The sequence below is a fragment of the Photobacterium lutimaris genome (assembly GCF_003025555.1).
Lineage (GTDB): Bacteria > Pseudomonadota > Gammaproteobacteria > Enterobacterales > Vibrionaceae > Photobacterium > Photobacterium lutimaris.
The window spans coordinates 1-25682 of sequence record NZ_PYMH01000007.1 but is presented as its reverse complement, the minus strand read 5'-3'; the positions used below and the strand labels follow the sequence as shown (position 1 = coordinate 25682).

21 protein-coding genes, 3 tRNA genes, 1 rRNA gene and 2 riboswitches are annotated in these 25682 nt (G+C 52.4%); of the genes, 6 read left to right on the top strand and 19 right to left on the bottom strand.

What is annotated here, in order from left to right; genetic code table 11:
• Window positions 1–162: 162 nt before the first annotated feature.
• From gorA to C9I99_RS14790, 3 genes are all read left to right on the top strand, one after another.
• Window positions 163–1518 carry a glutathione-disulfide reductase gene (gorA, locus tag C9I99_RS14800; protein ID WP_107349668.1) on the top strand — a complete coding sequence of 452 codons (1356 nt, stop codon included), beginning with the start codon at window positions 163–165 and terminating at the stop codon, window positions 1516–1518.
• Between the two features lie 338 nt (window positions 1519–1856).
• Window positions 1857–3221 (top strand): YjiH family protein, encoded by a 1365-nt coding sequence (locus C9I99_RS14795; protein ID WP_107349667.1) that lies wholly within the window; start codon window positions 1857–1859, stop codon window positions 3219–3221.
• A 279-nt stretch (window positions 3222–3500) separates the two neighbouring features.
• A complete protein-coding gene (locus C9I99_RS14790; RefSeq protein WP_107349666.1) occupies window positions 3501–4862 on the top strand; it encodes a hypothetical protein in 1362 nt (453 codons plus the stop codon).
• Between the two features lie 69 nt (window positions 4863–4931).
• Here the strand turns inward: C9I99_RS14790 and tatC are convergent, their stop codons facing one another.
• The 7 genes from tatC to rmuC all read right to left on the bottom strand — a co-directional run bounded on the left by tatC (window position 4932) and on the right by rmuC (window position 11006).
• Window positions 4932–5684: a Sec-independent protein translocase subunit TatC gene (gene tatC / locus C9I99_RS14785; RefSeq protein ID WP_107349665.1), complete on the bottom strand. Its 753-nt coding sequence runs from the start codon at window positions 5682–5684 to the stop codon at window positions 4932–4934.
• Between the two features lie 11 nt (window positions 5685–5695).
• Entirely contained in the window at window positions 5696–6037 is a 342-nt protein-coding gene (gene tatB, locus C9I99_RS14780; protein WP_107349664.1) for a Sec-independent protein translocase protein TatB, read from the bottom strand.
• Between the two features lie 3 nt (window positions 6038–6040).
• Complete coding sequence (tatA, locus tag C9I99_RS14775) at window positions 6041–6298, bottom strand: Sec-independent protein translocase subunit TatA (protein ID WP_107349663.1); 258 nt, start codon at window positions 6296–6298, stop codon at window positions 6041–6043.
• A 68-nt stretch (window positions 6299–6366) separates the two neighbouring features.
• Window positions 6367–8004: a ubiquinone biosynthesis regulatory protein kinase UbiB gene (gene ubiB / locus C9I99_RS14770; protein WP_208113432.1), complete on the bottom strand. Its 1638-nt coding sequence runs from the start codon at window positions 8002–8004 to the stop codon at window positions 6367–6369.
• On the bottom strand, window positions 8001–8612 hold the full coding sequence (locus tag C9I99_RS14765; protein WP_107349662.1) for a ubiquinone biosynthesis accessory factor UbiJ: 612 nt from the start codon (window positions 8610–8612) through the stop codon (window positions 8001–8003). The genes ubiB and C9I99_RS14765 overlap by 4 nt, the downstream gene beginning before the upstream one ends.
• Before the next feature lie 7 nt (window positions 8613–8619).
• On the bottom strand, window positions 8620–9375 hold the full coding sequence (gene ubiE / locus C9I99_RS14760; protein WP_107349661.1) for a bifunctional demethylmenaquinone methyltransferase/2-methoxy-6-polyprenyl-1,4-benzoquinol methylase UbiE: 756 nt from the start codon (window positions 9373–9375) through the stop codon (window positions 8620–8622).
• Between the two features lie 98 nt (window positions 9376–9473).
• Window positions 9474–11006, bottom strand: a complete 1533-nt coding sequence (rmuC, locus tag C9I99_RS14755) for a DNA recombination protein RmuC (protein ID WP_107349660.1) — start codon at window positions 11004–11006, stop codon at window positions 9474–9476.
• A 227-nt stretch (window positions 11007–11233) separates the two neighbouring features.
• Here rmuC and C9I99_RS14750 point away from each other — a divergent pair, with 227 nt between their 5' ends.
• Complete coding sequence (locus C9I99_RS14750; protein ID WP_107349659.1) at window positions 11234–12133, top strand: DMT family transporter; 900 nt, start codon at window positions 11234–11236, stop codon at window positions 12131–12133.
• 125 nt (window positions 12134–12258) lie between these two features.
• Here the strand turns inward: C9I99_RS14750 and C9I99_RS14745 are convergent, their stop codons facing one another.
• Window positions 12259–13455 carry a multidrug effflux MFS transporter gene (locus C9I99_RS14745; RefSeq protein ID WP_107349658.1) on the bottom strand — a complete coding sequence of 399 codons (1197 nt, stop codon included), beginning with the start codon at window positions 13453–13455 and terminating at the stop codon, window positions 12259–12261.
• Window positions 13456–13576: 121 nt separating this feature from the next.
• Here C9I99_RS14745 and C9I99_RS14740 point away from each other — a divergent pair, with 121 nt between their 5' ends.
• A complete protein-coding gene (locus C9I99_RS14740; protein ID WP_107349657.1) occupies window positions 13577–14524 on the top strand; it encodes a LysR substrate-binding domain-containing protein in 948 nt (315 codons plus the stop codon).
• 153 nt (window positions 14525–14677) lie between these two features.
• Window positions 14678–16465, top strand: coding sequence for an aminopeptidase P family protein (locus tag C9I99_RS14735; protein ID WP_107349656.1), 1788 nt, complete (start codon window positions 14678–14680; stop codon window positions 16463–16465).
• A 197-nt stretch (window positions 16466–16662) separates the two neighbouring features.
• Here C9I99_RS14735 and thiH read toward each other — a convergent pair whose 3' ends face one another.
• From thiH to rrf, 11 genes are all read right to left on the bottom strand, one after another.
• Window positions 16663–17775, bottom strand: a complete 1113-nt coding sequence (gene thiH / locus C9I99_RS14730; protein ID WP_107349655.1) for a 2-iminoacetate synthase ThiH — start codon at window positions 17773–17775, stop codon at window positions 16663–16665.
• A gap of 10 nt (window positions 17776–17785) precedes the next feature.
• Window positions 17786–18556, bottom strand: a complete 771-nt coding sequence (locus tag C9I99_RS14725; protein WP_107349654.1) for a thiazole synthase — start codon at window positions 18554–18556, stop codon at window positions 17786–17788.
• Entirely contained in the window at window positions 18557–18775 is a 219-nt protein-coding gene (gene thiS / locus C9I99_RS14720) for a sulfur carrier protein ThiS (protein ID WP_107349653.1), read from the bottom strand.
• A 7-nt stretch (window positions 18776–18782) separates the two neighbouring features.
• Window positions 18783–19544: a HesA/MoeB/ThiF family protein gene (locus C9I99_RS14715; protein ID WP_107349652.1), complete on the bottom strand. Its 762-nt coding sequence runs from the start codon at window positions 19542–19544 to the stop codon at window positions 18783–18785.
• A 10-nt stretch (window positions 19545–19554) separates the two neighbouring features.
• Window positions 19555–20784, bottom strand: coding sequence for a thiamine phosphate synthase (thiE, locus tag C9I99_RS14710; protein WP_107349651.1), 1230 nt, complete (start codon window positions 20782–20784; stop codon window positions 19555–19557).
• A complete protein-coding gene (gene thiC / locus C9I99_RS14705) occupies window positions 20784–22706 on the bottom strand; it encodes a phosphomethylpyrimidine synthase ThiC (RefSeq protein ID WP_107349650.1) in 1923 nt (640 codons plus the stop codon). The genes thiE and thiC overlap by 1 nt, the downstream gene beginning before the upstream one ends.
• 119 nt (window positions 22707–22825) lie before the next feature.
• Window positions 22826–22923, bottom strand: a riboswitch (TPP riboswitch).
• Between the two features lie 110 nt (window positions 22924–23033).
• Window positions 23034–24401 carry a voltage-gated chloride channel family protein gene (locus tag C9I99_RS14700; RefSeq protein ID WP_107349649.1) on the bottom strand — a complete coding sequence of 456 codons (1368 nt, stop codon included), beginning with the start codon at window positions 24399–24401 and terminating at the stop codon, window positions 23034–23036.
• Window positions 24402–24484: 83 nt separating this feature from the next.
• Window positions 24485–24548: riboswitch (Fluoride riboswitch) on the bottom strand.
• Window positions 24549–24881: 333 nt separating this feature from the next.
• Window positions 24882–24958: transfer RNA gene (locus C9I99_RS14695), tRNA-Trp, on the bottom strand.
• Between the two features lie 350 nt (window positions 24959–25308).
• Window positions 25309–25385 (bottom strand) — tRNA-Trp (locus C9I99_RS14690).
• 36 nt (window positions 25386–25421) lie between these two features.
• Window positions 25422–25498, bottom strand: a tRNA-Asp gene (locus C9I99_RS14685).
• 66 nt (window positions 25499–25564) lie between these two features.
• Window positions 25565–25680: ribosomal RNA gene (gene rrf, locus C9I99_RS14680) — 5S ribosomal RNA — on the bottom strand.
• Window positions 25681–25682 lie beyond the last annotated feature (2 nt).

Here is a 25682-nt window from a genome sequence, read left to right as displayed (position 1 = left end):
CGGTAACAGATTGTTAGGCGGGGATTTCCCGCCTTATTTTTCCTGTCTTTTTTTGTTCCAACTTTCTCGATCCCCCCCTCTCGTAACTCTTCCCTTTCTTGATTACACTAGGACAAGCACAGCAGGAGCTGTTACCAAATCAAAAAAAAGTGGAGTAAAGTCATGGCAAAGCATTTTGATTACATCTGTATCGGCGGCGGCAGTGGCGGTATTGCCTCGGCAAACCGTGCGGCTATGTACGGCGCCAAGGTGGCACTGGTCGAAGCCAAGGCACTGGGTGGCACCTGTGTCAATGTCGGTTGCGTGCCGAAGAAAGTAATGTGGCACGGTGCCCAAATTGCTGAAGCGATGCACCTTTACGCCAAAGACTACGGTTTTGACGTTGATGTCAAAGGCTTTGACTGGGGTAAGCTGGTTGAGAGCCGTGAAGCTTACATCAGCCGTATCCACACCGCTTACGACAACGTGCTAGGCAATAACAAAATTGAAGTGATCAATGGCTTCGCTACGTTTGTCGATGCGAAAACCATCGAAGTAAACGGCGAACACTACACCGCCGACCACATTCTGATCGCCGTCGGTGGTGAGCCAACCATCCCGAACGTACCGGGCGCCGAGCACGGGATCGATTCAAACGGCTTCTTCGAACTCAACGCACAGCCTAAGCGTACCGCGGTTATTGGTGCTGGCTACATTGCCGTTGAAATTGCCGGCGTACTCAGCGCACTGGGTACCGATACCCACCTGTTTGTCCGCAAAGAATCACCACTACGCAGCTTCGACCCGATGATCATCGACACCCTGGTTGAGGTGATGGATAAAGAAGGCCCAACTCTGCACACCCACAGCGTACCAAAAGAAGTCGTTAAAGAAGCCGATGGCTCTGTGACCCTGCATTTCGAAAACGGCGAATCACACAACACTGACGTCCTGATCTGGGCAATCGGCCGTAACCCTACTACCGACAAGATCAACCTGGCCGCTACCAGCGTTGAAACCAACGACCGCGGCTACATCAAGGTTGACGAGTACCAGCAAACCAATGTTGAAGGCATCTACTGTGTGGGTGACATCATGGAAGGCGGTATCGAGCTGACGCCGGTTGCGGTTAAGGCCGGTCGTCAACTATCTGAGCGCCTGTTCAACAACAAAACTGACGCTAAGATGGACTACAAGCTGGTCCCAACCGTGGTCTTCAGCCACCCGCCAATCGGGACTATCGGCCAGACTGAAGCCCAAGCCATTGCCGAGTTTGGCGAAGCAAACGTCAAAGTATACCAATCTGGCTTTACCGCTATGTATACCGCCGTTACCGCACACCGCCAGCCATGCAAAATGAAGCTGGTTTGTGCCGGTCCTGACGAGAAAGTGGTTGGCCTGCACGGCATCGGCTACACCGTTGACGAAATGATCCAGGGCTTCGGTGTCGCGATGAAGATGGGCGCGACCAAGGCGGACTTCGATTCGGTGGTGGCTATCCATCCTACTGGCTCCGAAGAGTTCGTTACCATGCGTTAATTACACGCGTGTAACGGGTGTACTGATCATCAACATCGATCAGTCGACTCGAATAACAAAAAGGAGCTCTTTGAGCTCCTTTTTTGTTAGCAGCCCCAGTCAAATAGCAGCATATCATTCATACTTAGCTTGATTTACCAGCAGGATCCTTCGCCATAATTATCACACAATAGCGAATAATAATGAATAAAAGCGCATATATTGGCGAAAATAATTCCATTTCACCATGAAAAACTGTAATCTTGCCTGTCCTGATTATGAAAGATCAGTGAATATTTATTCCAAAGAGAATGAAGCATTTATTTACTCTTAGCTTATCAATCAGTTAAAGGCCAAATATGCAGGATCAGGTTATTTCCCAAAGCGGTAAGAAGAGCCCATGGCTCATGTTCGCCCTACCGTCACTTCTCGGTGTCTTCCTTTTCATGGCACCCGTCAGTTACCAGGATTCGCTGACAATCCCTATTGCCATACTGGCTAAATCTGTCCAAGCCGTCTTTGGTGATATGCTTCCAGCCATAGTGACCTTTGTGATCGCCCTGACCGCTATCGCCTCGATTATAACCAAGCTATTGAAGCCTAAAGCGATCTTGAACAGCAGCTTCTTCAGCGGATTGCTCAACCCTTCCCTGCCTTGGTTTATCGTCCAGCAGCTGGGTGCTATCTTCGTGATCATGACCTATTTCGGCATCGGCCCTGAAATGATCCACCACGGTGATACCGGCGGTCTGGTACTCAATGATCTCTTACCGGTCCTCTTTTCTGTCTTCCTTTTTGCCGGTTTGCTATTACCCCTGCTACTTAACTTTGGTTTGCTTGAGTTTGTTGGCGCCCTGTTCACCCGCGTAATGCGCCCGCTGTTCAACCTACCGGGCCGCTCGGCAGTTAACTGTATCGCCTCTTGGTTGGGTGACGGCAGTGTCGGCGTACTGATGACCAGCAAGCAGTACGAAAGCAAAATCTACACCGAGCGCGAGGCGGCCGTGATTGGTACTACGTTCACCGCGGTATCGATCACCTTCAGCCTCGTGGTGATTGCCCAGGTCAACCTGGAGCACATGTTTGCCCCGTTCTATATGACAGTCTGCCTGGCTGGCCTGGCGGCGGCAGTGATTGTCCCTCGCCTGCCACCGCTATCGTGGAAGAAAGACCGCTATATCGATGGTGAGCCAGTAAAAGGTGATATCGAAGCCCTGCCGGAAGGCAAGACGGTGGTTGGCTTTGGCCTTGAACAGGCACTGGAAAAAGCCTCGCAAGTGAAGAGCCTGCGTAGCATGGTCGTTGAAGGGATTAAAAATGCGATTGATATGATCTTCGGCGTGTTGCCGGTGGTCATGGCGATCGGTACCATTGCCCTGGTCATTGCCGAGAACACACCGGTGTTTAGCCTGCTGGGTCAGCCGTTCATTCCGTTCTTGGAGCTACTGCGCATTCCAGAAGCGGCTGCCGCGTCTGAAACTATCGTGGTCGGCTTTGCCGATATGTTCCTACCATCGATTCTGGCTTCGGGTATCGAGAGCGATCTGACCCGCTTTGTAATTGCTGCCATGTCGGTCACCCAGCTGATCTACATGTCTGAAATCGGTGCCCTACTGATCGGCAGTAAAATCCCGGTCAAACCGTGGGAGCTGTTCATGATCTTCATCCTGCGTACTCTGGTGACCCTGCCGGTTATCGCAATGATGGCGCATATCTTCTTCTAATAGAAACCATATGAATAGCCAAAGCCAGCGCCTAGCCGCTGGCTTTTTTATTACCCGTTTCATCAGCCCCCCTCTGCCCCCTTATCGGACCGCACCAAGGTATACCCTAGAGGTATGCAACCACACAAATAGCGGCATTATTGAGCTATCAATCACACCCACCTTCATAAGCTGTTGAATAAAAGAGAAAACAGCTCTATATATCTGCACCGTCCAGAGCATTTTTGCGCTGACACAGAAAATAAAATAACAACAACAGTTTTGCATTAAGGAAAAACAATGCAGTTTAAATACTCAGCTATTGCAGCTTCTATGATCGCGGCCTTAACACTCGCCGGTTGCGGCAGTGATTCATCCGATCCCTCTACCCCTGTCGAACCGAGCGCAAAGCAAGTCAAAGTGATCGACGGCTACCTTTCTCAAGCGCAAGTATGTGTGGATCGAAATAGCAATAGCTCATGTGACAGTGATGAGATTGTCGGGCTAACAGACAGCCATGGCACTATCACTATTAAGGCAGAAGATGCGAAATACGCCGTCATCGCCCAAGCGATTGCCGGCCAGACGACAGATAGCGATAAAGCAGGAAAACTGGGTAACAGCTATGAGCTGATTGCACATGCCCAGAGTGAGGTGGTGACACCTTTTACCACAATTGCCAAGCTACAAAACAAAACCGTAGAGGCTTTGGCGACAGAGTTAAATCTCGACTCCGCTGTCGTTTCCGGTGACTATGTTGCAGCCAAAGCGCATGATGGCAGCGCAGATGCCGCTAAGAAAGCCCACCTGATGGCACGCAGTTTGACCAATGAACTGGCGCCAAGCTTGGCAGACAACGATTCTGAAGCACTGTCAGAGTCAGCTGATGACATCGCGAAAGTTATCGAAGATAGCATCAATAACGGTGACGAACTCGATGACTTCGTCATTGAAATCAATGACGATGGCACCGTTGAAAGCAAACCGATCATTGCGTCTCTAAACGGTTACCTTGAAGGTCAAACCCTTAGCTTTGTCAGCATGAATAAATACTATGCGCAAGACGAGGGTATTTTTAAGATCACTTTGCAAGACGGAACGCTAACTGTCGTTGACGATACTGATGCATCGATGACAGAAGCATACATCATCGAAGGCAATTCACTTGTCCATGTTGAGGGCGGTGAAGAGAGCATCGAAGAGTTCATCTATGTGTCCGAGCAAACTAGCCTCGCGGTTACCCCGCAGAACGATCTTAACTTCTGGACAAGGGTTGATATCACTGGCGAGGAGTTTAAGTTCCCAGCTATCACAGAAGCAATGATTGCCGATCAGACATGGCACTTCCTCTCTGATGACTCTACCAATCACAAGCCTTATCCAATGCTGGCTGCGATGGCCTTTAGCAAGGACAAGAACGTTGTTATCTCTGAAGAGGGTGAGGAAGACTTCACCATTGGCTGGCGAATCGAGAATAATGAGCTAATTCTTGATTTCCCTGAAGGTGACAACGATATGTACATCAAGTTGGTTACCAAGGACAGCAACATCCTAACGATTGTTGACGGTGGTGAAGAGCAGAATAAAAACCACTTCAGCCTACTCGTGAAAGACAAAGCACTGGCTGAATCAATTGTTGAGAAATGGGGTGAAGAGATCTAATCGGCTCAAGATATAAAAAAACCGGCCTCGGCCGGTTTTTTTTGTCTGTGACACAGGCTACAAAATGCCTTACTGCTCTTCGGCTGCGTCATCTTCTTCTGGCTTACGCACATAGAAGCGCGCAAAGAACAAGCCGACTTCAAACAGCAAACACATTGGGATAGCCAATAGCGTCTGCGAAATCATATCCGGCGGTGTCAGCATCATCCCCACCACAAAGGCAGAAACAATAATGTACGGCCGCTTGGAACGCAGGCTTTCCGGATCGGTTGCTCCTGTCCAGCACAGTAGGATAATGGCGACCGGAATTTCAAAGGCAATACCGAATGCCATGAACAAGGCCAGCACAAAATCGAGGTAGCTGGCAATATCTGTCGCTACCGTGATCCCTTCAGGGGCTGCACTGGTAAAGAAGCTGAACACCAGTGGGAACACCACGAAGTAGGCAAAGCACACGCCCGCATAGAACAGCAGCGAGCTAGAAAACAGCAGCGGCATGATCAGCTTGCGCTCATGCTTGTACAGCCCCGGCGCTACGAAAGCCCAAACCTGATACAAGATCATCGGCACGGCGATAAACACCGAGGTCACCAATGTGAGCTTAATTGGCGTAAAGAATGGTGATGCCACATCTGTTGCGATCATGCTCGCCCCTTCCGGCAGACGTTCTACCAAGGGGGCGGACATAAAGGCGTAGATGTCGTTGGCAAACCACACCAAGCCAAGAAAAACCACGATGACACTCAGGATGGAACGCAACAGACGGTTACGCAGCTCAAGCAAGTGGCTGAATAACGGTTGCGTATCTTCAACAGTAGACATAGTGACTTATATTAATCCTGCTTTTGAGAGGTCGTCGCCGAGGGCTGCTCGTCTTTGTTGTCGGCATAAGGGCGCTGCACATCCGAGGCGGCTTTTTTCAGCTCCTCCACAGTGTCCCTCAGCTCTGGCGAGAGATCTTTCATCCCCATCTGCTCGGCTTTTTTCAAGTTTTCCTGAAGTTCCTGGAGCTTGAGCTCCTGGTTCAGTTCATCCTTGACCGAGTTCGCCATATTACGTGCAGCTCCAACCCAGCGCGATACCGTACGGATCGCGACAGGTAGGCGTTCCGGCCCCAGTACAACCAATCCCACCACGGAGATCAGTATTAGTTCCCAGAACCCGATATCAAACACGTGTTAAACCTGCTCTTTGTCTTTTTGGCTCTTCTGAGCCTGGTCAGCCTGCTGTTCGTCAGCCAGTTTCTTCTGATCGAAATCCGCATCAGCTGCTGCATCTTTCTTCTCAGTCGAAGGCTCGTCATCGCCGATCGCCTTCTTGAAACCTTTCACGGCAGAGCCCAAGTCACCGCCCAATGTGCGCAACTTCTTGGTTCCGAACAACAGAACAATGATTAGTGCAATGATTAGCAATTGCCAGATACTGATACCACCCATGCTTGTTTTACCTCAGCTAATTGTGGTTAATAACAAATCGTACATACGTTGGCTGCATACTTTACCGTCTATTTACGGCAAGCACGCCACCCAAGTAACCAAAACGTGACCCCCATTGCAGCGCTAATGGCTGAATAGGTTTCAATGTGATTACTAAAAAGTATGGCAGAACATACAACCAGAGTTGCACCAATGCCAAAGTAGAACCTTGCCTGGCCCTGGTAACGCCGACTCTCCATGAAGTTATCGTAGAGTTTATCGATACGTTGGTTGAGCGCATTGCCTTGGCGCAAACTATCGTAAAGTAATTCCGGAAGCTCCGGTAATTTCTCTGCCCAGAATGGCGCCCTGGTTTTGACCCCGTCGATCACGGCCTGCGGGCCGACCTGACGGGACATCCAGTCTTCCAGGAAAGGTTTGGCGGTATCCCACAAATCAAGTTGCGGGTACAGCTGACGTCCCAATCCTTCGACATATAATAAGGTTTTTTGCAGCAATACCAACTGTGGCTGTACTTCCATATTGAAGCGGCGCGCGGTATTGAACAAATTGAGCAGCACATGGCCAAACGAAATCTCGGCCAGCGGCTTCTCGAAAATCGGCTCGCACACGGTGCGAATCGCACATTCAAATTCATCGATGTTGGTATCTTCCGGCACCCAGCCAGAATCCACATGCAACTCTGCGACCTTGCGGTAGTCGCGGTTGAAAAACGCCAGCAGGTTCTCGGCCAGATAACGTTTGTCCTCGCGGTTCAGACTACCGACGATACCACAGTCGAGTGCGATCCACTGTGGGTTTTCTGGATTTTCCCGTGCCACAAAAATATTGCCCGGATGCATGTCAGCATGGAAGAAGCTGTCACGGAACACCTGGGTGAAGAAAATCGTCACCGCATTTTCCGACAACAGTTTCATGTCGGTTCCGTTGGCCACCAACGCGTCGATATCCGACACCTGGATACCATAGATACGCTCCATCACCAGCAAGTTTTCCCGGCTCAAATCGGTATACACTTCCGGCACATAGAGCATATCGCTATCTTCAAAGTTGCGCCTTAGCTGGATGCCGTTGGCGGCCTCGCGCATCAGGTTCAGCTCATCAAGCAAGGTTTTTTCGTACTCTCTTACCACCTCTACAGGGCGCAAGCGACGAGCATCCGGCAGTACCTTCTCTAGCAAACCGGCCATCCGGTACATCAAGGTAATATCGGCTTTGATCACCGGCAAGATATCCGGGCGGATCACCTTGAGCACCACTTCCTTACCGGTTTCTTTCAACGTTGCGGTGTGGACCTGGGCGATGGACGCTGAGGCCAACGGTACTTCGTCGAAGTCGTTGAACCATGTCTCCAGCGGGCCACCCAAGGCTTTTTCCATCTGATCCTTGGCCAGGCGTCCATCGAACGACGCCACCTGATCTTGCAGCAGCGCCAGCTGATCGGCGATATGCGGCGGGAACAAGTCACGACGGGTCGACATCATCTGACCGAATTTGATCCATACCGGCCCCAACTCCTGCAGTGCTAACCGCAGGCGCTCGCCCAATGGCTTTTCCGGGTGCTCGTTACGAAGCCAGAACAATGACTTGCGCATCGCCTTTGGCAATTTAAGCCGTGGGTCTTCTGGCAGTAGCTCATCAAGCCCGTAACGCAGCTGGACCGCGGTGATCTGGTACAGGCGCTTAAGTTCGGACAACACCATCATGGAAGCACTTGCTCCATTAAGCGGTTCAAGCGCGCTTCACAGCGTGCCACATCCGTTTTCAGATCGTCGACCTGATCGGCAAAATACGCAACCTCCAGGGCCTGCGGGGCCAAACGCCACTCTTCGGTGATCACCTCGGCCAAGTCGCGCTGGCGCTTAACCATACCTTGCTGGATAAATCGCGCCCCCTGTTTGGCACCGCTGACTAACGTATGAGCGACTATATCACCGGTATATTGCGATAATTTTTCTTCAACATCCGGCTTGAGACCACTTAGCAAAGCTGAGAACTGCTGGGCCAGTTGGATATCACCCTCGAGCGATAGTTTATCGGCCTTGATCAGCTGGGTCAGGTTGGCTTGCTGGCGAAGTTCCGGCAAGACAGAAAGGTTCAGCGCCAGCTGACAGTCGACGTCGCCTTCATAGGCACCGAGGACATCAATCTGCTGACTGAACACAAAATAAAGCTGCTTGCCAAATTCATTGATGGTTACACCAATCACCTTTCCCTTCAAACGGGCAAGGCGACGCTGGCTGTCTTCATCATCCTTCAGCAAGGCATTGAGTGAGGTCTCTATCGCCCCGGTTACAAACGCATCAACAGGCATGGGTTCCTCAGAATTTGTAGCCACGGTGCAGGGCAACAATGCCACCGGTCAGGTTGTAATAGTTGGTCTGCTCGAAGCCTGCATTTTGCATCATGCCTTCCAAGGTATCTTGGTCCGGGTGCATCCGGATAGACTCAGCAAGGTAGCGATAGCTTTCGGCATCGTTAGCAATCACTTCACCCATTTTCGGCAATAGGTGGAATGAGTAGGCGTCATAGACTTTCGACAGTGGCTCGACAATAGGCTTGGAGAACTCCAGTACCAACAGGCGGCCACCCGGCTTAAGCACGCGGTACATCGAACGCAATGCTTTATCCTTGTCGGTCACGTTACGCAGACAGAAGCTGATGGTAATACAGTCAAAGTAGTCATCCGGGAAAGGCAGCTCTTCGGCATTGGCCTGAACATAGCCCACGTTGCCGACAATCCCGTTGTCCCGCAGCTTGCTGCGGCCCACTTTCAGCATCGAGTTGTTGATATCGGCCAAAATCACCTGACCATCATCGCCAACAATGCGCGAGAACTTGGCTGTCAAGTCACCGGTACCGCCACCTAGATCGAGCACCTTGTGACCACGGCGCACACCACTGCAATCAATGGTAAAACGCTTCCACACCCGATGGACTCCCATCGACATCAAGTCATTCATAATGTCGTACTTAGCGGCTACCGAGTGAAATACCTCAGCAACCATTTCTGCCTTGTCGTCCTTGGCTACGGTCCGGTAGCCAAAATGGGTCGTCTCTAGTGTGGTGTCCGTCATGCTACTTCCATAATGGTTAACGTATTATTTTGCCCTAGTGTACTTGATGGTTGAGGTTTGCTCAAAGCACAACCTGCATCTAAGTCCACACCGCACTATTATGCTGTTGAGCCGTCCTCTCCAATTGCAGCCAGCGACCTATCATCGGCCGCCCCCAGCATCGCCCTTTCGGTTAGCAACGGATTGATATCACGCTTGACCTCGACCCCCAACTGGCGGAACCCTTCAGCCTGTCGGATCACATTGCCGCGGCCCGTAACCAGCTTGTTCATCGCCCCCTGGTAGCTCAGGTTAGCCTTCTCCAGTGATGCGCCCATGGCTTCCATGTCGGTCACAAACAACCGCAGCTTGTCGTAAAGCTTGCTGGCCCGCTCGGCAATTTGTTTGGCATTTTGGTTCTGGCGCTCATTGCGCCACAGGTTATTGATGGTTCGCAAGGCCACCAGCAACGTCGTTGGGCTGACCAGCATGATGTTCTGATCCATCGCATCGCGGATCAGGCGTGGATCAGATTGAATAGCGGCCTGGAACGCTGGCTCGACAGGAATAAACATCAACACGTAATCCAAGCTTTCAACCCCGTGCAGCTGATGGTAGTCCTTGCGACTCAATCCACGGATATGGCTGCGTACCGAAGCAACGTGCTCACCCAGAGCCAGCTCCTGCTCGGCAACATTGTCAGCATTGAAAAAGCGCTCGTAGGCGATCAGTGACATCTTGGCATCGATGACCACATCTTTGCTTTGTGGTAGGTGGACAACGACATCCGGTTGGTAGCGCTTGCCGTCCCCATCCTCGAGGCTGACCTGCGTTTGGTATTCATGCCCTTCGCGCAACCCCGATTCACTCAGCACCCGGGCTAGCACGACTTCACCCCAATTACCCTGCGCCTTGTTGTCCCCTTTCAAGGCCTGGGTCAGGTTTACCGCTTCGCGGGCCATCTGTTCATTGAGCTGCTTGAGGTTATTGATTTCATGGACCAAGGTATGGCGTTCACGGGCTTCTTGATTGAAATTGTCATTGACCTGCTTGCGGAACCCATCCAGCTGCTCGCGCAGCGGCCCCAACAAGCCTTCCATACTGATCCGGTTCTGCTGATCGACCGTTCGGGTCTTTTGCTCGAACAAACGGTTGGCCAAACTTTCAAACTGCACCCGCAACCGCTCTTCGGCATTTTCCAATAGGGCGATCTTGTCATCGGCGGCTTTCTGCTCTTCAAAGTGACGGGCCTCCTGCTCGCGCAAGTCAGCCTCGAGGCCGGCCCCCGCCATCCGACTGTTTTCAAGTTGCTCAGTCAGGTATTGCTTCTCGTTCTTGAGCGCGTCGAAATGGCGCATTTTCTCCAATGCCGCCGCGAGGCGACCATGCATCTGGCGTAACTCGGCCGTCAGCCGATCGCGTTCAACATCCATTTCATCGAGCTCTTGATTACGCTCGCCAAGCTGGCCTTGGTAATGCTGTTCGCGGTTTTGCGCCAATTTCAGCTCGTTCTCTGCTTGCTGACGCAGAAGTTGCATTTGCTGTTGCCAGCGGTTGTTTACCAGCCATGCCACGATCGACCCAGCGACCATGGCCCCGGATACACCGGTCACGATAGCCAAGCCGTATCCCGACAACCACTCATTCATCATGCTTTGTTCCTGACTCGTTGATTAACCAGCAATTGATATGCTTTTGCCAATAAGGCTAAGAGGATACTGGATAAATGTCCAGCATCTCTAGCACTGAAATGCCCTTCGCAGCAAGCTCACATTCCTTGTCGCAATTTTCTGGTCGGCTTCGCTGCAATCGAATAGACTGACGCCCTACCCAACCCCCCGGCTGCCTAGCCAAAGCAGCAATTGATTATGGATGAACAATGAACGAACGTTATGCGCTCGGGTATGGTCTGGCGGCCGTCCTGCTGTGGTCGACCGTTGCCACCGCTTTTAAGATCACCCTCGATTTCTTTACTCCAGTTCAAATGCTGGTTGCCGCCAGTGTGGTCTCTGCCATCGCTCTGGCTGGTATCGCTCTGTATCAAGGCAAACTCCATCTGCTAGGCCGTACCTTTATGGCGAGGCCGCATTACTACTTATTGCTCGGCCTCATCAACCCTTTTGCCTACTATCTGGTGCTCTTCGAAGCCTACGACCTGCTACCGGCATCCCAGGCCCAGCCGCTCAACTATAGCTGGGCGATCACCCTGACGCTGATGGCCGCCGTCTTCCTCGGCCAGAAAATCCGTAAGCAAGACTGGGCGGCCTGTGTGCTGGGCTACCTCGGTGTGGTGGTGATTGCCACCAAGGGTGATGTCATGGCATTGCAGTTTGATAACCCGACCGGTGTGGCACTGGCACTGCTGTCGACCCTATTGTGGGCGATGTATTGGATCCTAAACACCAAAAACCAAGCCGATGCGGTGCTTGGGGTCCTGCTGGGCTTTTTGGTCTCATTGCCTTTTTCTATTGGCCTGAGTCTTTACATCGGTGGCTGGACAGCGATCCCTTGGCAAGGCTGGGCGGCGGTAAGCTATGTCGGTTTGTTCGAGATGGGAATCACCTTTGTGCTGTGGATCAACGCGCTCAAACTGACCCGTAACACGGCGCGGATCAGCAACCTGATCTTCATTTCCCCGTTTATCTCACTGATGCTACTGGCAACGATTATCGGCGAGGAGATCCACACGTCGACCTTGGTTGGCTTGGTGCTGATAGTATTCGGCCTGCTTATCCAGCAGTGGAAAGGCAAAAAACAGCAAACCGAAACCCCGGTTTAGCCTTAAACGCCTTAAAAAAACAAAAAAAAGCCTGCCACTAAGTGGCAGGCAAGCGAGTAAGTACGGGTTGTCGAGACCCTGCGCCTTCAAAGGGGCGGCGTCTTTTTATTATCGAGCATTTTCTATTAAGCGGTCACAGGCGCATGCCAACGGCGGCCGAATTTGGTCCACAAAATCAACAGGCCCGGGACCAACAACCACATCTGCAATACCATCAAGTCAGGTGAGCTCAAGCCCAAGCGTTGGGTCAGGCTTACCATCGCACCAGCACCACTCATCTGGAACAAACCAAGCAACGCGGCAGCCGTACCGGCACGGTCACCGAACGGTGCCAGTGCCTTGCCCGCCGCCGAACCAAGCACAAAGGCAAAGCCGAACGAGGACATAAAGATCGGTGCCATGAAGGCCCACGCTTGGGCAATATGGCCAACCAACAACATCAGCATGCCAGCCAGTACCAAAATCACCAGACCAGTATTGAGCGTCATTCGCGAGCCAAAGCGATCAATGTATTTAGGGGCAACCATACAAGCCAAGATATTCAGCGCAGCATTGATACCAAACCACAAGGTAAACTGGTTCATACTCTGACCGAGTTCAACCATCAACCACGCAGGTGCCGAGGTAACATAAGCAAGGATCACTGCCATCGCCAACATACACATACTGGCATGGTACAAGAAAGTCGGTTCCCTTAGGACAGACCAGTAGCGTGATAAACTAATCGCCGAGCCGGATATATCAGTATCAGCCGGGCGAGTTTCACGGAACAACATCAAGATAAACAAGCCCGCGACCAGCGCAAAGCCAGCCATGAAGCTAAAGTTAGCACGCCAGCCAAACTGATGGGTCAGCCAGGTTCCCAGCAAAGGGGCTAAAGCAGGGATAAAACAGATCGCGCCATTCAGATAGCTGATCATCCGGCCGCTTTTCTCTGGGCCGAAACTGTCACGCACTGCCGCAAATGCCGCTACCGATGTCGCACAAGCTCCAAAGCCCTGCAATAAACGGGCAACCAATAACATATCCAAAGACTGGGCAACATACGCCAGCGTGGCACTCGCGCCGTAAATCGCGATACCAGCTAAAGCAATAGGACGGCGGCCAAATCGGTCTGCCAGCGGTCCAGCCAGCAGTTGGCCAAGGCCCAAGCTAAACATGAACCAAGTTATCGTATCTTGCACTCGGGTCAGATCAACGGCAAAGGTCTCCGCCATCGCCGGTAGCGCTGGCAGATAAATATCAATGGCAAGCGGGCTAAACAGCACCAGGGTAACCATCAAGGCCACCAGCCGTTTATCCGCAGAGTTTTTCGGTTGCATAGTTTTATCCTGTTGAGCAATGGCGGCAGTTTACGGTGTTCAAGATATGAATAGAAATGGTATATATTCAACACCGATTTTCCATTTGGGAATATCACTTCATTGACGGGGGAGCGCTAACGTGTCATTTGAAAAACTCGCCAGATTGGATCTCAACTTGTTGGTTTGTCTTCATGTCTTACTGGAAGAAGGCAGCGTCACCTTGGCCGCCAAGCGGCTATGTCTGAGCCAATCGGCCGTTAGCAAGAGTCTCAACCGCCTGCGCGAGCAATTCGATGACCCCTTGTTTGTCCGTAGCGCCCACGGCATGAGGCCAACTCCCCGCGCCATGGCCTTGATGCCACAGCTCGAACAACTACTCAGAGATATCGAGCACCTGACTGCCCCAGCGGCGTTTGTCCCCCAAACCAGCGACCGCCATTTCCGCATGGCGCTGGTCGAGAGCGCCTACCCGCTGTTCCTGCCCCAGTTCCTCGGTGATATTTTTGCGGAAGGGCCCAATATCATCCTCGATACCCAAGCCTGGGAGTCCAATACCTTTGAAAAACTGATCAGTGGCGAAGTGGACTTCGGTATTACCGGTAAGGATCTCAATCCCAAGGATGCCATGCTGACCCTGATGCCTCCCAAAGGGATCGTGTTTACCGAACTGTGCCGTGATACCCAATGCTGCTTGGTCCGTAAAGACCATCCGGCCCTAGCACAGCCATGGGATGAAACTTGCTATCTGCAGCAACGTCATATCCAAGTGCGCTGCGGCAATGATGACCGCTGGCTGCTCGATTACAAACTGGCCGAGCGGGGCCTGCAGCGTGATATCGCGATGTATGTGCCCGATTTCAATAGTGCCGCTAGCCTGTGTACCCATACTGATCTGGTGTTCACCGCCCCAAGTCATTTTGCCGGCTATATTGCCGCCCAGTTAGAGCTTGCGGTTCTTCCTCTACCGTCAGCACTTCCTCCTATGGCTTACACCCTCTTTTGGCATCAACATCAAGAAAAAGACCCAGGACATAGCTGGTTACGGCAAATTATCACCTCGCGCTGCCGTGATTTGTCTGTTAGCTAATTGCAGCTATTACACAAAAGCGCTAATTTAGGGAGATCAGCCTGAACAGCCAACATTTCCTGTTTTCCCCACGGGGAACAGGGGTATTTGTTATTCAGGCTGCCCTCATAGCCGTCACACGGACGGTGACTTAGTGAAAGGAAAAATACACCCATGCAAGCAGTTATCTCGCAACGCGTCGCGCAGATCCGCCAGTGGCTGGAAGCAAACCAGCTCGACGCCCTTTTGATCCCCCACGAAGATGAATATCTGGGCGAATATATCCCGGCCCATAACGAGCGCCTGCACTGGGCGACCGGCTTTACCGGCTCGGCGGGTATGGCTGTGATTGCCCGCGATAAGGCAGCCATGTTTGTCGACGGCCGCTATGTGGTCCAAGTTCGCAAGCAGGTACCGGGTGATGTCTACGAATACCGCCACCTGATTGATGAGCCGCCGGTACAATGGGCATTGGACAACCTGGCACCGAACAGCAAAGTGGCTATCGACCCACGCCTGCACAGCGCCGCTTGGCTGACTCGCACCCAAGCGCAAGTTGCGGGTGAATTGGAGCTGGTCAGCATTAGCGACAACCCCATCGAGCTCTTTTGGTCCGACCGCCCAGCTGCGACCTTGTCGCAAGCCAAATTGATGGGACTGGATTTTGTCGGCCAGAGCAGCAGCGACAAGCGAGCACGGATTGCCGCCGAGCTCACCCAACAAAAAGCCGATGCGGTACTGCTGACCCAGCTCGACAGCATTGCTTGGTTGCTTAACATCCGTGGTAGCGATGTACCGAGCCTGCCGGTTCTGCTATCAACGGCGCTACTTCATGCCGATCAAAGCGTGGATTTCTATATTGACCCAAGCCGTTTGCCAGGAGGCTTCACCGCCCATGTTGGCGAAGGCGTACGCGTCAATGCCCCTGACGCTCTGGAAGCTGGCCTCCAGCAACTTTCAGGCAAAACCGTGTTGGTTGATCCGGCCACCAGCAATGCCTGGGCCAGCCAAACCTTGCGTGATGCCGATGCCACACTACTGGAAGCCGCCGATCCTTGCCTGCTGCCGAAAGCCGCCAAGAACCCAACGGAAATTGCCGGCATGAAGGCCTGCCATATCCGCGATGGCGTGGCAGTCAGCAAGTTCCTCGCCTGGGTGGATAGCCAAGTCGCACAGGGCAACCTACTGGACGAAGGCACTCTGTCGGACAAACTGTGGCAATTCCGCAGCGAAGACAGCCGTTGTACCGATGTCAGCTTCGATACGATTTCGGCCGCTGCTGGCAACGCCGCCATGTGTCACTACAACCACAATAACCAACCAGAGCCAAGCGTACTGGAGATGGACAATGTCTACCTGGTGGATTCGGGCGGCCAGTACCCAGACGGCACGACCGACATCACCCGCACAATCGCCATCGGCGAGCCGGGCAATGAGGTAAAGCAAACCTTCACCCTGGTATTAAAAGGCCATATCGGCTTGGCGTCGGCCCGTTTCCCGAAAGGCACCACAGGTTCACAACTTGATGCCCTTGCGCGTCAGCACCTATGGGCCTATGGCTTTGATTACGACCACGGTACCGGCCATGGTGTCGGCCACTTCCTGAGTGTCCACGAAGGCCCGCAGCGTATCGCTAAAGTACACAATCCAACCGCCCTGCTACCGGGTATGGTGCTGTCGAACGAACCGGGCTACTACCGCGCTGATGCGTTCGGGATCCGCATCGAAAACCTGGAGCTGGTTGTGGAAGTGGAAACCGCCGGTGACATGACCGTGATGGGCTTCGAGTCTCTGACCCGTGCCCCTATTGACCGTCGCTTGGTTGATCTGGCACTGATGACTGATGCAGAGCTTAGCTGGCTGAACACCTACCACCAGAGCGTTTTCGATGTGCTGAGCCCATCGCTGCAAGGCGATGATCTGGCATGGCTAGAGCAGGCCACAGCACCGCTAACGCGTTAATCACCGCGTTGATGACATAACGCTAACAACAAAATGAAAAACGCCCGCACAGATAATCTGTGCGGGCGTTTTTTTATCTTTAAACCATTCGATCTTAGCTGTGTAGCGTTTGGCGCTAGAGCAAAGTGAGAGCGCAGAGTTTATAACTATCAATGAGCACTTTCGATGCAGGTATAGCGCCAAATACTCACTGCCTGTTAGCCCGAATACGCGTGGTGCCAGTCCTTCCACACCACCTCGAAGCCACGCTGCTTGACCGCTGCGGCGACGTCGACTGCCGGGCGCTCATCACTGATCGCAAACTGCTCCAACTCCGGTACATCGTCAGCATACCCCCCCGGTTGGGTCTTGGACTCGGCCGACATGGTGGTGATCCCCAATGGCAGCACATTATCTCGGAACTGTGCCGATTCTCGGGTCGACAGCGACAGCTCAACCTCAGGATTAAACAACCGGTAGGCACAGATCAGCTGCACCAATTGGCGATCATTCATCACCGATTTGGGCTGCAAGCCACCTTCACACGGACGCAGACGCGGGAAGGAAATCGAATACCGTGTTTGCCAGTAGGCACGCTCAAGATAGTCAAGGTGCGCAGCGGCAAAGAAGCAGTCAGTACGCCACTCTTCAAGGCCAATCAGTGCGCCGATCCCAATCTTATCAATCCCTGCTTTTGCCAAGCGATCAGGCGTGGCCAACCGGTACTCAAAGTCCATCTTGTTGCCGCGCAAATGGTGCTGGGCGTAAGTCGGCGCACTGTAGGTTTCCTGATAAACCATCACCGCATCCAAGCCGAGGGTTTTCAGCTCAGCATATTCATCCTGCTCCAACGGCTGGACTTCCATTGCCAAATAGCTGAAATGGGATTTAATCGCTGGCAGGGCTTCTCGAAAGTATTCCATCCCGACTTTACGCTCATGCTCACCGGTCACCAACAGGATACTGTCGAACTGCTTGGCTTTGATTGCCTCACATTCACGCTCAATTTCAGCCATATTCAGGGTGCGGCGCTTAATGCGGTTTTCCATGGAGAAACCGCAGTAGGTACACGCATTGGCACACAGGTTGGATAGGTATAACGGAATGTAAAACGACACCGTATGCCCGAAGCGCTTGCGGGTCAGCGCCGCCGACTGCTGTGCCATCTGCTCGAGATAAGGTTCTGCCGCCGGCGAGATCAGCGCTTTGAAATCATCCAAATCACGCTTGGGTTTGCACAGTGCCCGCTCAACATCCGCCGCCGTCTTACCATAGATCGACAGCCGGATATCATCCCAATCAAGCTGCTTCCACTCATCAACGAAACTCATCGCAGGCTCCTTAAGCAGACTGATCCAAGAAAGCAGTTAAAGGGCTAGAGGCAATGGCATGGTTAACCGTCCCCGCCAAACCCGCTTCATACGCCATCCGGCCACTCTCGACGGCAAGCTTAAAGGCACGCCCCATCACAATCGGATCAGCCGCTGCCGCTATCGCCGTGTTCACCAATACCGCATCAGCCCCCATCTCCATCGCTTCAGCAGCATGGGACGGCGCGCCAATACCGGCATCAACAATCACAGGTACCCTGGCCTGATCAATGATGATTTCAAGAAAATCACGCGAGGCCAGCCCTTTGTTGGAACCAATCGGTGCCCCCAATGGCATGACGGCCGCACAACCGACTTCTTCCAAACGCTTACACAGTACCGGATCGGCATGGCAATAAGGGAGGACAATAAAGCCTTCGCGCACCAGCTCCTCGGCAGCCGCCAGGGTCTCAATCGGATCGGGCATCAAGTACTTAGGATCAGGGTGGATTTCCAGCTTCAGCCAATTGGTCCCCAGAGCTTCACGGGCCAGTTTGGCCGCGAATACGGCTTCTTTGGCATTTTTGGCACCGGAAGTATTTGGCAACAAATTGACCCCGGCCCCGACCAGCGGCGCGAGAATATCATCATCACGGCTTTCGATATCCACACGTTTGAGGGCCATGGTGACCAACTCAGAGCCAGAGGCAATGATCGATTCCGCCATAGCGTGGCGGCTGGCATACTTACCGGTGCCGGTAAACAGGCGTGACGAGAACGTCTTATCAGCGATAGTTAGCATTTATCCTCCTGCAATCGCTTGGAACAGGGCGATGCGATCGCCGGTGCTTAGTATTGTTGTGTCCCACTCACTACGGGCCACGATATCTTCATTAATTGCAACCGCAGTGGCCTGAAGCGGCATATCCAGTTGGATCAGCAGGGCATTGAGAGACTGCCCTTCAGGCACCTCCACCGGTTTATCATTGACCCGGACTTGGATCAGAGTTGCTGTTGTCATAGTGGTTTTATTCTCCCGTCCCGCAAACTGGGCACGATCTATCTGTCGGTAATTGAAAGGCTTGCCAGCCCATCGTCAGACCATCGAACTGGCGTAGGGAGCCAAAGCCCACTTCGCCTGCACCGGTCAGTAATTTAATGGTTTCCAGTGCCTGCAAGGTACCCACAGTGCCTACCACCGGGCCGGCAATGCCTGAGTTACTGCAATTCTGCGGCTCGTCAACGGCCCCTGTCTGGCGCGGGAATAAACAGTGGTAACACGGCCCCTTACCCTGGCGAAAATCAAATGCCATCAGTTGCCCCTGCCAACGAATAGCCGCCCCTGAGATCAGCGGTGTGTTGGTCTTGAAACAGGCTTGGTTGACAGCGTAGCGTGTCTCTAGATTATCGGAGCAATCAAGGACCACATCAGCCAACGAGACTTCCATCGCCAACCGCTGAGCAGCTAATCGAGCCTTAACGGCCCGGATACGAATGTACGGGTTAAACGCCTGCAGTTGCTCTGCTGCCATCTCAGCCTTTGCTTTGCCTTGATCGCTATCGCGGTAAACCACCTGGCGTTGCAAGTTAGAACTATCAACAGTGTCATCATCGGCAATCACCAGATTCCCGATCCCAGCACCGGCAAGGTACAGAGCCGCCGCCGATCCCAAGCCGCCCGCACCAACCAACAACACCTGAGCGTTGGCCAATGACTGCTGACCAGACTCACCGATCTGCGGCAGCATGATCTGACGGTTATAGCGAAGAAATTCCTGATCACTGAGCATGATTTCCTCCCTATTCGGCTGGGTTACGGACCAAGATGTCATCAAATGCTGCGACCGCCTGTGCCGGATCATCCGCTTGGGTAATGGCTCGTACCACCGCCACACTGCTCACCCCAGTACGCCATACCCGCTCGGCTCGCGATAAATCAATACCGCCAATCGCGACAGTCGGGAACGCATCGCCAATCAACTTCTGATATAGCGCTAGACGGTTCAACCCCTGCGGTTTGGATGGCATGTCTTTGGTTGTGGTAGGGAAGATATGGCCCAATGCAATATAGCTTGGGGCAAATTCTGCCGCCCGCAGGATCTCGTAGTAACCATGGGTTGAAAGGCCAAGACGAAGTCCAGCCTGTTGGATTGCCGCCAGATCGGCCGTTTCCAAATCTTCCTGCCCCAGATGAACACCATAAGCTTGGTTATCGATAGCCAACTGCCAGTAATCATTTACAAAGACCTGCGCACCATGTTGCTTGCCGGCTGCCACAATACTGGCGATCTGCGCAGGCAATGTTGGCTCTGATGGATCTTTGATCCGTAGCTGGGTCGTCTTCACCCCCAAATCGAGCAAGCGGATTACCCAATCAGCAGTATCGACAACCGGATACAGCGCCAACTTATTGCGTTCGACCGAGGCAAACGGTGCTACGGCCACTTCTTTGCTTACCCAACCAAGCTCGCTGCTTTCTGGATGGTTGACAGTCAGTGGACGCGGGAAAAGCGAGCGCACCACTGGCCAGCCGGTTTCCCCATAACCATCCGAGTGACTTTCCAAATAGCCACGGGCATGGGCGCGCGACAGGGTTACCGCATCTTCCAGTGGATAGTCCAACGCCAGAGCAGCCAGCAACATCGCACGCTGCGGCTCACTGGCGCCGGCATGATGACAATACACAGCCCGGGCTTCACCGAGATGGTGCCACATATCGACACAGCCTCGCTCTGTCGGTAGCCCACAAACAACCAGTGCCGGATTCTCCGCCACCTGCTGCTGCATCTCTGCCAGTGATGGGTAAGGGGCGATCCACTGATCACGTACCTCTATCCCCTGAGTCATCGCTTCGGACGGATTAAACGCCACCGCGAAGGCCACGCCTTCTTGGTGAATGTCTACCACCTCCGATCCGCTCCACTCCATACTCACGGCCTCACCGAGCTGGTATTTGTCGGCGGCTGCCAACAATGGCTCAATGTGCATCAGCAATGGCGCTAAGTGGTCGGGTAAACACAACGCGTTCATTAACTTTCCTCTTTAATTGGGTGATAAAGCTCACTTCCCCTTGCCCGGAATTCATCGGCTTTTTGCTGCATGCCTTCAAGTGGGTCATCCAACATCTTCACCGCTAAATCACCTTCTTTTTCCAGCCCTTTCGCATAGTCGCGAACTTCTTGTGAGATCTTCATCGAGCAGAATTTCGGTCCGCACATCGAACAGAAATGCGCGATCTTGCCGGACTCCTGAGGGAGTGTTTCATCATGGTAGGCTCGAGCCGTTTCAGGGTCTAAAGCCAGATTAAATTGATCTTCCCAACGGAATTCAAAGCGTGCCTTCGATAAGGCGTTATCGCGTACTTGAGCACCGGGGTGGCCTTTTGCTAAGTCTGCCGCATGGGCACACAGCTTGTACGTGATCAGCCCCACCTTTACATCTTCTTTATTCGGTAGGCCGAGGTGTTCTTTCGGTGTGACGTAGCACAGCATGGCACAACCGTACCAGCCAATCAGGGCAGCACCGATGCCTGAGGTAATATGGTCATAACCCGGAGCAATATCAGTCGTCAGAGGCCCCAAGGTGTAAAACGGTGCTTCATCGCAGTGCTTGAGCTGCTCTTCCATGTTTTCCTTGATCATGTGCATCGGCACATGGCCCGGTCCCTCAATCATCACCTGGACATCGTATTCCCAGGCGATCTTGGTCAGCTCACCCAGAGTACGCAACTCACTGAACTGTGCCTCATCATTAGCATCAGCTACCGACCCCGGACGCAGGCCATCCCCCAACGACAGGGCGATGTCGTACTGAGCACAGATTTCGCAAATCTCGCGGAAGTGCTCATACAAGAAGCTTTCCTGATGATGAGCCAAACACCATTTGGCCATGATCGAACCGCCGCGCGAAACAATACCGGTGAGCCTTTTGGCCGTCATTGGGACATAGCGCAACAAGACACCGGCATGAATCGTGAAGTAATCCACACCCTGCTCAGCTTGCTCAAGCAAGGTGTCACGGAACACCTCCCAGTTGAGGTTCTCAGCAATCCCGTTGACCTTCTCCAGCGCCTGGTACATAGGTACGGTGCCAATCGGAACCGGGCTGTTACGAATAATCCACTCGCGGGTTTCGTGAATATTTCGTCCGGTTGAAAGATCCATCACTGTGTCGCCTCCCCAACGGGTAGACCACACTAACTTTTCAACCTCTTCTTCAATAGAAGAGCTAACCGACGAGTTGCCGATATTGGCATTGACCTTGACCAAAAAATTACGACCAATGATCATCGGCTCAGATTCAGGGTGATTGATATTACAAGGGATGATAGCCCGGCCTTCGGCAACTTCGCGGCGGACAAATTCTGGGGTGATTTCTTCAGGAAGGTTAGCACCAAAGGCCATACCCGGATGCTGCTGGTTTAGCACCTCATCGCGATATTTAGCCCGCCCCATGTTTTCACGAATGGCGATAAACTCCATTTCGGGCGTAATGATCCCCTGGCGGGCATAGTGCAACTGGGTGACATTGGCACTGGTCTTGGCGCGACGGATACGCGCCTGCTGTTCAAAGCGCAGTTCATCAAGCGTGTCATCAGCCAAGCGAGCCTTGGAATATTGCGAACTGAGCTCATCGAGATACTCTGTATCCCCCCTCTCCTCAATCCATGCCTCACGCAGTTTAGGCAGGCCGGCATAAATATCAGCGGGTTGCTCAGGATCAGTATAAAAACCCGAAGTGTCATAAACACGTATCGGCTCATTGGGTTCAAAAACAGGGTCTTCTTTGGTGCCACCAACTAGGCTATCGGCCAAGGTGATTTCACGCATGGGTACACGGATATCTTCGCGACTACCAGTAACATAGACTTTCCGAGAGCTAGGGTAAGCCTGGGTGGTGAGTGAATCGATAAATTGTTTCGCTTCCAGTCTCGCTTGTTTGCGATTCGACATAGCAATTTCCTTTTTTGTCCATAAAGGGGGAAGTTGCTTGGCGGATGGGTGCGTAAACAAGAGGCTATACGTTAGGTGTATAGTTTCGTCTGATACTGCCACTGTGGATACAGTGATACAGAAGAGTCTCTCTTGTTCCCTTCGCAGGTATTAGCCTGATCAGGTTCTACGGATCCCGCAATGCGGTCTCAGCCAAATGGCACTCCGACAAGTTGAATTAGCAGTATATGAAAGGGGCTCAGCATCAGCAAGGCGGAACCCATAAAATTAATACTGAATTGGCAAAAACATTAATACCTTTGCATCACAAGCCTCGTTCAAACAAAATTATTTGAAGCGCTTCACAAGTGATTTAAGCAATGAGGAATGGGTTTCTCTCAACTCACCCAGTTTATGGGTAATCTTCGGCGCACCATCCAAGTCAAGCAGCTTAGGTACCGCCACTCGCTGCGATGAATAGATCCCGGTGTGGCCACTGAAGAAATAAGCGGTATAGCACGCAATGGCAAAATACAACATGTGCTCGGCTCCAAACAGCTCAACCCCCATAATGGTACAAGCCAGTGGCGTATTGGTTGCCGCGGCAAATACCGCCAAGAAACCCAAAGCAGCAAACAAATCAACAGGGGCACCAAGCACCCAAGCCATGGTATTACCCAATGTTGCGCCAACAAAAAACAGTGGTGTAACCTCGCCGCCCTTATAACCGGCGGCCAGGGTGACAGCTGTCAACAACAGCTTGATTAACCAGCTGTACCATTCGGCACCACCCTCCTGGAAAGCGGTTAAGATACTGACACCACCTTCTCGGCTCGAGTAAACACCCAGACCGATATAGTCATAGTTACCAATGAGCTGCACAGCACCAATGACGATCAAACCCCCGACGACCACAATCAAATACGGATTTTTCAGGGTTGCCTTAAAGATATCTTTGAAAGCATGGGTCAGCTCACCGAACAAATAACCCGCCAAGCCAAATGCAACGGCAGCAATCACAATTTTGGCGATCATCCACAAGTCCACTTTGACGGCATGCTCAAACAAGGTGATATTTTCAAGGAAATCGATGCGGTAGTGAGTATGGTGCACGCCCCAAGCCGAGCAGACAACATCTGCCAAAATTGCAGCGAATAAGGCGGGAATTATCGCATCGTAGCGCAAACGGCCTATCGCCAATACCTCAAGGGCAAAAATAGCGCCAGTCATCGGGGTGCCGAATACAGCCCCAAAGCCAGCGGCTACACCGGCAATAAGAATAAGCCGAGTGTCAGACTCATTCAGCTTAAATTTACGTGCTAGCCAATGAGTAGAAGCCCCGCCAATTTGCACGGCCGTTCCCTCACGGCCTGCCGACCCACCGAATAGGTGGGTGATCACCGTTGTAATCAAGACCAAGGGAGCCATACGGGCTGGGATCCCGGCACCGGGTTCATGGATTTCATCCATGATAAGGTTATTACCGCCCTCGGAGTTTTTCCCTAAATTGCGGTAGCAGTAAACAATCACTAAACCAGCCAACGGCAAAAGATATATAAGCCATGGATTATCGATACGAGTTGCAGTCGCAACACTGAGGATCCACAGGAAAAAGGCATTCAGCGAGCCGACAATAACGGCTACGGGGATAATGAGAAGCGTCCAACGGAGGATTTGAACGAAAATTTTAGGATTTGAACTTAATGGATGCGCCATACCATATCTATCTTTATCTGGGATTACTCACAAGGATAGATGCTACGGCAAATAACAAGCCCCACCATAGACGGATCTATCCTACTACAGCAGGAGTCATTATCTCGGTTGAGCGGTTAAAGGTGGAACTCCATCACCCGTCAACGCTTTAGGCGATGACAATGGCTAAATGCTATCGCTTATCCCCACGAACAACAAGCGAAAATAATTATTAGATGCCAAAAGCACAGGCGTAATAAAGCCCAGCCTTTAGACGGAGACGCCTAGCCTGAGGCCAGCATGCAGTAAAACTTAAATACTGCGCATACGATTTCTGCCGGGACGCGTAGTCTAGAGCCTTGAAGATGGCTGAGGTAGACTGGGCCGGCACTCCGGAGATTCGACCGGGCTGGTGCTCCAAGCGGGCTGGCCACTCCAACTTCATTTTGGAAAAATGACAGATACAAAAAAACCTCAGCATCTCTGCTGAGGTTTTAGATCTGGCAGGGGTGGAGGGATTCGAACCCCCAACACGCGGATTTGGAATCCGCTGCTCTGCCAATTGGAGCTACACCCCTAATCTATTATTCATTCTACTGCCAAATCACCGGAGATCAAACGGAATTTCTCAAACCGAGTCACAGCATTGATAAATATAGGAAAATCAACTGCCAAGGAAGTATCAACATTGAGGAGAGATCCTAGCTTACCAAGACGATATTGCAGAAGTAGCAGATACGAAAAAGGCTCCAGTATTTCTGCCGGGACGCGTAGTCTAGAGCTTTGAAAGTGGCAGGGGGTGACAGGGCCGGTACTCCGGAGATTCGACAGAGCTGGCGAGCCAGGGGGACGCCTAGTTCTCCCAACATTGCTTCACAGAAGCAACAGATGTAAAAAAGCCCCAGTCTTTCGACTGAGGCTTCGTATGTGGCAGGGGTAGAGAGATTCGAACTCCCAACACGCGGATTTGGAATCCGCTGCTCTGCCAATTGGAGCTATACCCCTGTAGTTATTTTAAAGACTTAACTCTGTCTGAATAAGTGGCGGAGCGGACGGGACTCGAACCCGCGACCCCCGGCGTGACAGGCCGGTATTCTAACCAACTGAACTACCGCTCCACACGGTGATAGACACTTTCGTCTCTATCCGATACCCATCGTTCAACATGAATATCTAAATTGGGAGCCTGGCGATGTCCTACTCTCACATGGGGAGACCCCACACTACCATCGGCGCTATTACGTTTCACTACTGAGTTCGGCATGGGATCAGGTGGGTCCATAATGCTATGGTCGCCAAGCA